11 protein-coding genes are annotated in these 11,210 nt (G+C 73.2%); 5 read left to right on the top strand and 6 right to left on the bottom strand.

What is annotated here, in order from left to right; genetic code table 11:
* The 4 genes from EMA17_RS50530 to EMA17_RS50515 form a co-directional block, all read right to left on the bottom strand.
* Positions 1-462, bottom strand: a 462-nt coding sequence (locus tag EMA17_RS50530) for a biotin carboxylase N-terminal domain-containing protein (protein WP_148112354.1), incomplete at its 3' end; no start/stop codon positions are given.
* A 307-nt stretch (positions 463-769) separates the two neighbouring features.
* Positions 770-1,414 carry a potassium channel family protein gene (locus EMA17_RS50525; protein WP_246127466.1) on the bottom strand — a complete coding sequence of 215 codons (645 nt, stop codon included), beginning with the start codon at positions 1,412-1,414 and terminating at the stop codon, positions 770-772.
* A 114-nt stretch (positions 1,415-1,528) separates the two neighbouring features.
* On the bottom strand, positions 1,529-2,905 hold the full coding sequence (locus EMA17_RS50520; RefSeq protein ID WP_371863269.1) for a chloride channel protein: 1,377 nt from the start codon (positions 2,903-2,905) through the stop codon (positions 1,529-1,531).
* Between the two features lie 124 nt (positions 2,906-3,029).
* Positions 3,030-3,437, bottom strand: a complete 408-nt coding sequence (locus tag EMA17_RS50515) for an SHOCT domain-containing protein (RefSeq protein ID WP_126643968.1) — start codon at positions 3,435-3,437, stop codon at positions 3,030-3,032.
* 159 nt (positions 3,438-3,596) lie between these two features.
* Between EMA17_RS50515 and EMA17_RS50510 the strand changes: the two genes are divergently transcribed.
* Positions 3,597-4,796: a serine hydrolase domain-containing protein gene (locus tag EMA17_RS50510; protein ID WP_126643967.1), complete on the top strand. Its 1,200-nt coding sequence runs from the start codon at positions 3,597-3,599 to the stop codon at positions 4,794-4,796.
* Positions 4,797-5,030: 234 nt separating this feature from the next.
* Entirely contained in the window at positions 5,031-6,473 is a 1,443-nt protein-coding gene (locus EMA17_RS50505) for a pyridoxal-dependent decarboxylase (RefSeq protein WP_126643966.1), read from the top strand.
* Between the two features lie 153 nt (positions 6,474-6,626).
* On the opposite strand, the gene EMA17_RS50500 is transcribed toward EMA17_RS50505, so the two are convergent.
* Positions 6,627-8,072: an MFS transporter gene (locus tag EMA17_RS50500; protein WP_160161887.1), complete on the bottom strand. Its 1,446-nt coding sequence runs from the start codon at positions 8,070-8,072 to the stop codon at positions 6,627-6,629.
* A 137-nt stretch (positions 8,073-8,209) separates the two neighbouring features.
* On the opposite strand from EMA17_RS50500, the gene EMA17_RS50495 reads away from it, so the two are divergent.
* The 3 genes from EMA17_RS50495 to EMA17_RS50485 all read left to right on the top strand — a co-directional run bounded on the left by EMA17_RS50495 (position 8,210) and on the right by EMA17_RS50485 (position 9,951).
* Positions 8,210-8,821 (top strand): TetR/AcrR family transcriptional regulator C-terminal domain-containing protein, encoded by a 612-nt coding sequence (locus tag EMA17_RS50495; RefSeq protein ID WP_126643964.1) that lies wholly within the window; start codon positions 8,210-8,212, stop codon positions 8,819-8,821.
* 117 nt (positions 8,822-8,938) lie between these two features.
* Entirely contained in the window at positions 8,939-9,445 is a 507-nt protein-coding gene (locus EMA17_RS50490) for a MarR family winged helix-turn-helix transcriptional regulator (RefSeq protein ID WP_126643972.1), read from the top strand.
* 44 nt (positions 9,446-9,489) lie between these two features.
* Positions 9,490-9,951 (top strand): cupin domain-containing protein, encoded by a 462-nt coding sequence (locus EMA17_RS50485; RefSeq protein ID WP_126643963.1) that lies wholly within the window; start codon positions 9,490-9,492, stop codon positions 9,949-9,951.
* 27 nt (positions 9,952-9,978) lie between these two features.
* Here the strand turns inward: EMA17_RS50485 and EMA17_RS50480 are convergent, their stop codons facing one another.
* Positions 9,979-11,031: an RNA polymerase subunit sigma-70 gene (locus EMA17_RS50480; RefSeq protein WP_246127462.1), complete on the bottom strand. Its 1,053-nt coding sequence runs from the start codon at positions 11,029-11,031 to the stop codon at positions 9,979-9,981.
* Positions 11,032-11,210 lie beyond the last annotated feature (179 nt).

Raw genomic sequence — 11,210 nt, 5'->3', positions numbered from 1 at the left:
GGCCGCCGCCGCCAGCGCCGCGTCCAGCGTCTCCACCGCACCCCGGCTCCACGGCGCGACCGGGACGCCGACCTCCTCGGCGATCAGCTTCGAACCGATCTTGTCACCCAGCCTGCGCATGGCCTCCGCGTCCGGGCCGACGAACGCCACCCCGAGCTCGCGGCACAACTCCGCGAACGCCGGATCCTCCGCGACGAAACCCCACCCGACCCACGCGGCGTCCGCCCCCGTCGCCACCAACGCCCGCTCCAGCGCCTTCAGGTCCAGATACGGACGCGCCGACGCGGGCCCCAGGTCGTACGACAGATCCGCCTCACGCACGAAAGTGGCCGCACGGTCGACGTCGGTGTACAGAGCGACGGTCTCGATCCGGGTGCCGGTCTCCGCGGCGAGTTCCCGGACGGCGTGGATGAGCCGCATCGCGGCCTCCCCGCGATTGACGATGGCGACACGACTGAACACCCGACCGAACCTCCTGCAAACCAACGATTGTGCTCGCCGCGACGTTGCGGCGACCCCCGACAGTGTTCACCATTCCGTGAACCGGCCGGCAACGCCATGTCGCGGGCAGTGCACACTGAGCGGCGCCAGTTGTAGGAAACATCCAAAAGGGCCGAACACCCCCGACCCGACCAGGGCGGATCCGGCAGGCGAAAGATGCCGGTTCCGGAGGCTTGGTCCCCGGCTTGAAGTACACGGTCGATGTGGACTTCGGTACATGCTCCGGCGAGGGGCGTGCCCGGGCTCGACTTCGTCCCGTCGGACGGGACTAATCGACGGCGTCGACGGCGTCGACGGCGTCGACGGGGGCCGCAGGTTTCGACCGGCGGCGCAGGCCCTGTTGTACCGCGCCCAGCACCACCCGGGCGATCACGCCGACCGCGATCAGGTTCACCACCATCTGGATCATCGCCACCACGCGCGCGCTCTCGCTTTTCGGGGCGATGTCGCCGAAGCCGACGGTGGCGAAGACGGTGAGGGTGAAGTAGAGGGAGTCGGTGCGGGTGAGCGGTTCGGTGAAGGACTCGGGTCGCTCGCGGCCGATGACGAAGTAGGTCGCGGCGAAGAGCAGGAGCAGGAGCGGCAGCGAGACGGCCAGCGCCTCGACGGCGCGCAGGCGCGGCCGCTCGGCGTGAGCGATGACGTTCACCTGCCACACCACCAGGGCCGCGAACAGGACGAGTCCGACGGCGAGTCCGATGCCGGTCGTCGTGTCCAGACCCCGGTCCAGCGGCAGCACGTAGTAGAGGACGAGCAGCAGGGTCGACGAGCCCAGCGCGCGCAACGCGCCGAACAGCGCGATGCGGCGGGTGGCGGGGGCCGTGGTGGGGCTCCTGGTGGCGCCCTCGCCGGGGCCGTCGGCCGGGCCTTCGGGGGAGCCCGCGTCGGTGCCTTCGGAGCGGGGGCCGGTCACGGGGTCGGTCGCCGGGGGTCGAGCGTCACGATCCGCCTCCTCGGGGCTCCTCCTCGCGGCACACTCTAGACGGACCTATGGGAGATATCAGAGCAAAATACTGCGTGTCGCCGGTCAGGACGGGCCGGCCGTCGCCGAATCGGGCGGGTGGGGCGCGCACCGGGCGCGGGTCAGCTCGCCGACGACGAAGGCGACGACCGACGCGACGATCAGGACCGGCACCTGCTCCGTGCCCTGGTCGCCGAGGAGCAGTACGCCGAGCACGGTCGCCGACAGCGGCAGTCGCAGCGCGGCCGAGGCCGCCGCGGCCAGACCCACCGCCAGTCCCGGCAGGGCGCCGAAGCCGGGCAGGTCCTGGCACAACAGCGCGGCGGCCGCGCCGAGCATCAGTACCGGGAAGACCGGCCCGCCGCGCAACGAGCCGAGCGAGACGGACCAGGCCAGCCCCTTGGCGAGGACGAGCAGGGCCAGCGCGGACGTCGACCAGGAATGCGGGTCCGCCGCCAGCGCGGCCAGTGTCGACTGGCCCGAGAGCGCCGCCTCCTCGGGCGAGCGGCCGGTGCTCGCCGCGTATCCGGCCGTCAGCGCGCCGACCACGATCGCGCACATGACGATCCGGCGGGTCGGGTGCGGCCCGGTCCAGTCGGCGACGCGGCGACCGAGTGTCATCAGCAGTACCACCCCGCAGCCGATCAGCGCCGCCAACGGCATGCCCCACAGGAAGTCGCCCGCCCGCAACGACCGGCTCGGCGGCAACGAGGGCAGCGCCAACGCGCCCGTGGCCAGGCCGCTCCACGCGCCGAACCCGGTGAACACCACCGCCCCGACGCCGCTCGCCAACAGACACGGCAGGATCAGCGCGGTCAGCCGGGGCCCGGCGAGCCTCGCCCCCTCGATGATCAGTACGGCCGCGACCAGCGGGCTGCCGAACACGACGGCGATCGCGGCGGCGGATCCGGCCGCCGAGAGTACCGCGACCAACTCGGGGGCGGCGGCGCGCTTGGCGCTGCGCACGGCGGACAGCGCGAGGGCGCTGCCGATCGCCATCAGCGGGGCCTCCGGGCCCAGTACCGCGCCGAACGACAGGCTCGCCAGCGCGGCGACCACCACACCGGGCAGCGCCGACGGCAGGATCGGCGGGCCGCCGAGCCCGTTCACGGGCAGATGCCCGCCGGCCCCGGGCAGCCGCGCGGCGACCCCGGCCACGACCAGACCGGCCAGGGTGAGCAGGGGCAGCGGCCACCACCACGGCGCGACGGAGTAACCCATCTCGTGCGGCAGGTGCTCCCACAGGCCGGTCTGCATCGCGTGTTCGAGCGTGAGGAAGCCGAACGCGGCCAGTGAGACCGGAATACCCACGACGGCGGCGACCAGCAACAATCGCAGATAGCCGGGCGCGCGCAACACCTCGTGCAACTCCCGCGTCGCGCGCGCGGGCGACGCCCGGTCGGGTGGATCCGGTGGTGGCTCGGGCGGGGTACTCAAGGTCACTCCGGGGGTGACGACAGCGGAACGGCCATGCCCGTCCATGAGTACATACGGTGACCCTCTCCGCACCTCGGAGTGATTCGTTCGGGTCCGTCGAAGACGGACCCGGACGCACCCCGGGTGCGGGTCAGCCGAGCACCTTCTGCTTCGCCTGCTGGTACTCCTCCTCGGAGATGGCGCCGTTGTTCCGGAGATCGGCGAGTTTGCCGAGCTGTTCGACCGGACTGGCGCCCCGGTTCGTCCCACCCTCGGAGCCGGCCGCGTCGCGGACGTACGCCCTGAAGGCCGCCTCGTTCTCCTTCGCCTGATCCCGGTCCCGCCGGCCCATCGACCTGCCGCGCACGATCAGGTAGACCAGCACGCCCAGATAGGGCAGCACGATCGTGAACACGAGCCAACCGGCCTTGCCCCAGCCGCCGAGGTCGTGGCTGCGGAAGATGTCGGTGATCACCTTGAACAGCAGGAAGAACCACAGGACCCAGAGGAAGAGCCACATCATGGTCCAGAACACGTTCAGCAGCGGATAGTCGTCCACGGGAACTCCACTCCTCGCAGGGTTGCGACCGGGCGTCGAAACAGGCCCGCATTTCAGACTTATCACCGCTTTCCGCTTCCGGCATCCCGTGCCGGACCGATGGGTTCGCGATGGTCGGGCCATCGGTCCGCCATCGGTGGGCTTCGGTAGACACCACCCATGAGTGACTACTCGGGATCGAAGACGCGACCGTCGCGGCGTTCGGTGATGGGGCTGGTCGGGGCGGCCTCGTTGGCCGGCGGGGGTGTATCGGCCGGCGGTGGGTCGGCCGCGGGGGCCGTCGCCGGTTCCGGTGCGGCCGGGGCCGGCCGGGTGCCGGACGAGTTGCGGCCGGGCGGGGAGTACGACCGGCTCGTCGCGGATCTGGCCGCGCGGGATCGATTCGCCGGCACGGTGCTGCTCGCGCATCGTGGGCGGCCGGTGCTGATCCGCTCGCACGGGATGGCCGACCGGGAGCGGGGGATCCCGAACGGGCGCGACACCGTCTTCAACATCGCCTCCGTGGGCAAGTTCTTCGCCGGCCTGGCCGTCACCCAACTCTTCGCACGCCGGCTGATCCGGCTCGACGGCACCATCGGGACCTGGCTGGACGGCTTCCCCCCGGGCGTGGCCGACACCGTCACCGTGCACCAACTGCTCACCCACACCTCGGGGTTGGGCGACCACCGGGCGGACCCGGAGTGGCGGGAGGCGGTGCGCGGATGGCGGACGCCGGCCGAGTTCGAGGCCGGGACGCTGGACTTCATCCGCCGGCAACGACCGCTGTTCCCACCCGGGACGCGGTCGGCGTACAGCAACTCCGGCTTCCGGGTGCTCGGCGCGATCGTGGCGCGGATCTCCGGCGGCACCTACGCGGACTACGTGCACGAGCACATCCTCGGTCCCGCCGGGATGACCCGCACCGAGTTCGCCCCGCTGTCGCGTTGGCAGACCGACCCGACCTACGCGCACGCGTACGGGGATCCGCAGGCCGACGGCCGGCGTCCCGACCTGACCGCCGCGATGCGGGGCGCCGAGATCGGGGGCGGCGACGGCGGGGTCTTCTCCACCGCCCCCGACCTGCTGCGCTTCGCGGTGGCGCTGCGCGAGGGACGGCTCGTGGGGGAGGCGCACACCGAGATGATGGTGAGCGGGAAGTATCCGTTCGGCCCGGGCATGGCCTCCTACGGCTCGCTGATCTCGATCGTCAACGGGCGTCGGCGGATCGGTCACGGCGGCGGCGACCCCGGGATCACCGCGAACGTACACAGCTACCCCGACGTGGACTGGGTGGCGCTGTTCGTCGCCAACCAGTCCCTCGTCGACCTGCGCCCGCTGATCGAACTGCCCGACCGGCTGATCCTCGACGGCGGGCACTGACGGGCGCTTCGGGCGTCGGCGCGCCGCCACCCGGGGCCGGGCGGCGTGGTCACACGGATGCCGCAGGGGCGGGCATGATCGCCGTCCGGTAGGGAACTCTCGTTGTCCCGCGGATGTCTTCACGCATCCGTACACGCCCGTCCGCGTCCGCACCCGTCCGTACCCGTCCGTACGCGGAATCGCCGGGCGTCCGCGGCGTGGAGCGCGCGCCGGCCGTCGTATCCGGAGGCAGACATGGACACCCGTGGCCGGCTGACCGAGGCGTTCGACACCGTGTCCGCGTGGGCCGACGCGTATCGGGAGCCCCCGCCCGAGGGGGCCGGCGAGCGCGCCGGGGCCCGGTTCGAGGCGCACGTGGCCGCGCTGGCCGAGCATCTGCGCGGCGGTCGGCCGTTCCCGCACGCCGCGGACGCCGGGCGTCCGGTCAAGCCGCCGCACCGGGCCGCGGTGGCCGCTCGGCTCGCCATCTCGTTGGTCGGGCCCGGGGACCGGGTGTTCGACGGTGATCCGACCACGGTCGCGCTGGAGGAGGAGGTGGTCGCCGACCTCGCCGCGATGCTCGGGCTGCCCACCGCCCACGGACACCTCACCTCCGGCGGGACCGTGGCCGGCCTGGAGGCGCTGTGGGCGGCCCGTGAGGCGCACCCCGACCTCGGCATCGCGCACGGCGCCGACATGTATCCCGCGCACGAACACATGTGCGCCGTGCTGCGCACTCCCGCGTATCCCGTGCCGACCGACGCGGCCGGGCGGATGGACCCCGACGCGCTGGCGCGGGTACTGGGTCGGGAGCGGGTCGGCACCGTCGTGGTCAGCGCCGGCACCACGACGCTGGGCGCGGTCGACCCGATCGCCGACATCCTGCCCCTGTGCCGGGAACGCGGGGTGCGGGTGCACGCGGACGCCGGCTACGGCGGGTTCTTCACGCTGCTCGTGGACGCGGACGAACTGCGCGCGACGCCCGCGGCCCGGCATCTGCGCGCGCTCGCCGAGTGCGATTCGGTGGTCGTCGATCCGCACCGGATCGGCCTGTACCCCTCCGGCTGCGGTGCGGTGTTGTTCCGCGAGCCGGTGCCCGGGTCCGGCGGGTGCCGCGATCCCCTGGTGGGCGACTTCTCCTCCGACGTGTCGCGCTCGGGCGAACTCGGCGCGGACCGCGCCCGTCCCGGCGCCCTCGCCGCGGCCCTGTGGCTGACCCTGCGCGCGCTCCCGCTCAGCCCCGAAGGGGTCGGCTCGGGGCTCGCGGCGCGCCTGCGCGGCACCCGGCAATGGTGCGAACTGATCGAGGCGGAACCGGAGTTGATGCTCTTCCAGCGACCCGAGCTGGACATCCTGACCTACCTGGCGCTCACCGGCGAGCAGCACCCCCGGATGTCCCGGGTGGAGGCATCCAGCGGGTACATCCTGCGGGCCGGTACCGCCGGTGCCGAACACCTCGCGCACCCGAGCCACCTGAGCACGCTCCCGGTCCGGGTCCTGGACTTCCTGCGCCGCCACCCCCGGGCGGTCGCCGACCGCAACCGCACGCGGGTGCTGCGCAGCGAACTCCTGGACCCCGCCGCCGAGTCGCGCGTGGGCGAACTGCACGCCCGGATCACCGCGTCGGCCGCCGCCGCGCCGCGCCGGGCGAGCGGCCCGAACCCGGGCGCGGCGGAACCGGTGGCGGCGTTGCCCTAGCGGGTGGGCGGTACCGCCGTCGTGCCACGCGCGGGCCCTCCCCGCCGGGCCGGGCCGGTCACCGGGACTCGGACCGGGCGCGGGGCCGGCCGGTGCGATCCGGGTGACGTGTCGGCGCGGGTGTGATCCCGGCGGGGAGGGCGACTTCGGGCGTCAGGGACGCGGGGGGCGGGGCAGGAGCAGGGCCAGCGGGACGACGAGCAGGATGAGGAATCCGTCGACCGCGAACGCGGTGTGGTAGCCGTCCAGGACGGCGGCCGGGTCGGTCGCGGAGTCCTGGGCGGCGACGGTCACCAGTACGGCCAGCCCGAGCGCGCCGCCGAGTTGGCGGGCGGTGTTGAGCAGGCCGGACGCGGCGCCCGCGTCGCGGGCCTCGATGCCGGCCGTCGCGGCGACGGTGACCGGCAGCAGCATCAGCCCCACCCCGGCGCCGGCCACGACCGAACCGATCAGGAAACGCACCGGGAAGCCGCCGTCGGCCGGGAGCCAGGCCAGGAACAGCACACCCACCGCCGCCGTCACCGCACCGCCGGCCAGCAGCGCGCGCGGACCGAGTACGGCGATCAGGCGATGCGCGGCCATCCCGGAGGCGAGCATCGTCACGGTCAACGGCACCATCGCCCCGCCCGCGCGCAGCGCCCCGTAGCCGAGGATGCCCTGGAGGTAGAGCGACATGAAGTAGAGCGTGGCCGTCATCGCGGAGCCCAGCACGAGCATCATCAGGTTGCCGAAGCGCAGCGCGGGCAGCCGCCACATCTTCAGCGGCACCAGGGGACGGGCCGCGGTGCGTTCGATCAGGACGAACGCGACGGTGCACAGCGCGGCGCCGGCGAATGTGCCCAGGACGCCCGGCGAGGTCCACGAGTGGGTGGTGGTACGGGAGACGGCGTAGCCGAACAGGCCGGTGGCGCCGGTGACGGCGAGCGCGCCGCCGACGTCGATCCGGCGCCGCTCGCCGGGGTCGGCCGCCGGGGTGGGCGCGAGACCGAGGCCGGCGGTGAGCAGCAGCGCGACGCCGACGGGGGCGTTGACCAGGAAGACCCAGCGCCAGCCGAACTGCTGGGTCAGCACCCCGCCCAGGACCAGTCCGGCCGCGGCGGCGACGCCCCCGGTCAGGCTCCACAGGGTCAGCGCCCGGCCGCGGCGGATCGGGTCGTGGGCGTAGCCGGCGGCGATCAGGCTCAGGCCGTTCGAGGCGAGCGCGGCGGCGCCGAGCCCCTGGGCGACCCGGGCCACCAGGAGGGTCGTGGTGTCCTGTGCCACGCCGCCGAGCACGCCGGCGGCGGTGAAGACCAACAGGCCGGTCTGGAACACGGTCTTGCGGCCGAACAGGTCGCCCGCCCGGGCGGCGACCACGAGCAGGCCGCCGAGGGTGATCAGGTAGGCGTTGACCACCCACTGCTGCCCGGTGTCGCTCAGGTCGAGCGAGGTCCGCAGGTCCGGCAGGGCCACCGTGACGATGGTCGAGTCGAGCACGACCATGAACTGCGCCACGCAGGCGACCAGGGCGATCACGTCGCGCCGGGCCGGGCGGGTCGGGCGTGGGGCGGGTTTCGCGAGCGGGGGCGCGGCGTCCGGTCGACCGGGACTGTTCGCCATGGGGGACTCCTGGGAGGTGGTGGATAGCATGGAGGCAGATGGAAACGCCGTTCACGGTGAACGATGTTCACAGTGAACGTTGTTCACGTTAGGATCGGATCAGAGTGCTGTCAACGGCACGGAAGCGGGAGTTCTCGATGTTGCGACGGCCGGACGTGGTCAAGGGCGCGCTCGACCTGCTCGACGCCGAGGGGCTGGACGGCCTCACCATGCGCAGACTCGGCACCGCGCTGAACGTGCGGGCGGGCGCGATGTACCGGCACTTCCCGAGCAAGGAGGCGCTGCTCGACGCGATGGCGGAGCAACTGCTCGAAGGTGTCGCGGCGCCGTTGCCGGAGGCGTCCTGGGACGAGCAACTACGGCTGCTCGGCGACCGGTTGCGCGGCGCGCTGCTCTCCCGCCGGGACGGCGCCCGGGTGGTCGCGGGCACCTACGTGCCGGACGCCAACACCAACGCCGCCGGCCGGCTGGCGGTGGAGGTGCTGTGTCGCGCGGGCCTCGCCCCGGAACAGGCCGGGTGGATCACGTTCGCGATGTTCTACTACGTCCTCGGCCACACCATCGAGGAGCAGGCCCAGTCCCGCCTGGCCGAGTCCGACGACTGGGCCGCGCGCCTGGCCGCCGCGGGCCCCGACGAGTCCGCCACGTACGAAAAGGCCATGTCGGCCCTGGTCACCGCCGACCCGGCGGCGCGGTTCGCCTACGGCCTGGACGTCTTCCTGGACGGCATCGCCCAACGCCTGACCTGACCGCCCGAGCCGATCGACCGGTGGGTACGGGAGTTGCCGCCGAGGTGAACCCTCGGCGGGTCTTGTGCCGTCGGCCGGGTTCGATATTGTGAACCTATTGTTCACCGGTTGACAATCATGGGAGTGGACGTGCTGCTTCCCCTGGCGGAGGTGCGGGCGCGGTGGGCGGCGGAGCACCCCGGGCTGGACACCTCGCCGATGGAGATCGTCGGGCTGATCCGGCGGATCCACCTGTTGCACGAACGGGCGTTGCGTCCGCTGCACGAGACGGCGCCGGTGACACCACCGGAGTTGGACCTGCTCATTCCGCTCCGGCACGCGCCGGGGCCGGTGATCGCCCGGCGGCTCGCGGCGAATCTGGGCATCTCGCGTGTGGCGGTGAGCAAGAGCCTGGCCCGGCTGGAGGAGCGCGGTCACATCCGACGTACGCCCAGCGCCGTGGATCGCCGGTCCGTGGAGGTGGTCATCACCGACGCGGGCCGGGCCGTCGTCGACGCGCTCTTCCCGCGCCTGTTGGCCCGTGAGGTCGAACTGCTGGCCGGGCTCGGCGAGGACCGCGAGAAGGTCGTCGCCGCGTTGACCCGGCTGGCCGAGGTGTTGGCGGCCGCCGATCCCGATCGGTGACCGCCCCCTCGCATCCGTACCCCTTCCAGAGACGGGACTTCCCCATGTCGAACGAGCGCTTCGTCAAGCTCGACCCGGGCGAGCGGCGACCCGGACGCGTGCCGCTGCCGCCGCCCTTCCGGGTGCTGGCGCGCACCGAGGACACCGAGGGGCGCCTGTCGGTGTTGGAGGTGACCCTGGTCCGGGACATCCCGCGACACACCCACCACCGGGCCGACGAACTGATCTACGTGCTGGAGGGCGAACTGGGCGTGCACTTCGACGGTGAGGACACCTCCGTGCCGGCCGGGTCGTTCGTCCTCCTGCCCAAGGGTGTTCCGCATGCGCTGAGTCGGGTCGGCCAGGCCCCGCCCCGGGTGCTCCAGATGTCCTCGCCCGGCGGGTGGGAGTGTTTCCTGGAGGACATGTTCGAGGCCGGTCCCGACGTACTGCACGCGGACGGTGCGCTCGACCCGGACCGGATCAACCCGATCGCGGCGCCGCACGGCATCGCATACGAGGTCTGACGAGGACGCCTCGGCGGGCGCGCCGGCTCAGCGGCCGCCGACCCGGCCCGCGCACTCGTGGTCGGCGGCGGTGACGTCCAGGATCGCGCCGAGGCCGATCGTGGTCAGCAACTCCGGGCCGAAGGTGACGATTTCGGTGATCAGGCCGTTGTCGATGCGCAGTACGTCGAGGTTCGTCGCGGTGAACACGCCCTCGCCCGGCCGGCGGAAGTAGTGCGCCACCGCGGGCCGGCGGTTCATCGCCAGCGGCAGCGCCTCGCGCTCGCCGTGCCCTGGGGCGTCGGCCGGGACGGGCCCGCGCGTCTCCACGATGGCGGGCCGGCCGGTGTGCACGAGCCGGGCCGGGGGGATCGCCTGGCGGGCGTCCGCGTGCAGCAGCGCGGCCAATGCCGCCGGGTCGGCCCGGCGCGACGCGGTGACGTAGCGCTCCAGGCAGGCACGTTCGGCGTCGTCGGGCCCGGCCGGCCGATCGTGGTCGGACGGGTGGCGGTCGGGCAGTTCCGCGCGCAGGGTGCGTCGGGCCCGCTGGAGGGCGCTCTTGACGCCCGCGACGTTCATGCCCAGGGTGTCGGCGGTGTCCGCGGCCGGCCAGTGCACCACGTCGCGCAGGATCAGCGTGGCGCGTTGGCGGGGCGGGAGGTGCTGGAGTACGGCCACGAAGGCCGGATCGACGGTGTCGCGCGTGGCGACCGCCCCGTCCTCGGGCCGGTCCGGGAGGGGCTGGAGCCAGGTGACCTCGGCGAGGGCCGAACGCACCGGCTCGCCCGCGCCGTTCGTGGCGATCGCGATCTCCCGTCGGCACCGCGCCGGGGCGGCCAGCGCGTCCAGGCACGCGTTGGTCGCGATCCGGTACAGCCACGACCGGAACGGCGCGTGCCCGGTGAACCCCCGCCGCGCCCGCCAGGCCCGCAGCAGGGTTCGGTCGAGGACGTCCTCGGCGTCGGTGAACGAGCCGAGCATGAGATAGCAGTGCACCCGCAGATCGTTTCGGTGGTACTCCGCCAGTCGTACGAACGCCCCCTCGTCCTCGGCCCGAACCGCGGCCAGGACCCCGCGCGCTACATCGTCGGACGTACTCACATCAACCTCACAGCCTCCGCCGACCCCCCTCGGAGCGCCGAACGGTCCAGTCGCGAGCCCGATTTCCCGGCACGCGGCCCCCGCCCCCGGCATCCGGGACGCACAGCCCGTCGCCCGGGAGCCGACGGGCCGACGGGACCGCCGAAGCCGTCGGACCACCCGGCCGGGCGGTCGTCCCG

It is taken from the genome of Embleya hyalina (assembly GCF_003967355.1).
GTDB classification, from domain to species: domain Bacteria; phylum Actinomycetota; class Actinomycetes; order Streptomycetales; family Streptomycetaceae; genus Embleya; species Embleya hyalina.
The sequence above is the reverse complement of the archived record's forward strand: the minus strand, read 5'-3'. Positions and strand labels throughout refer to the sequence as shown.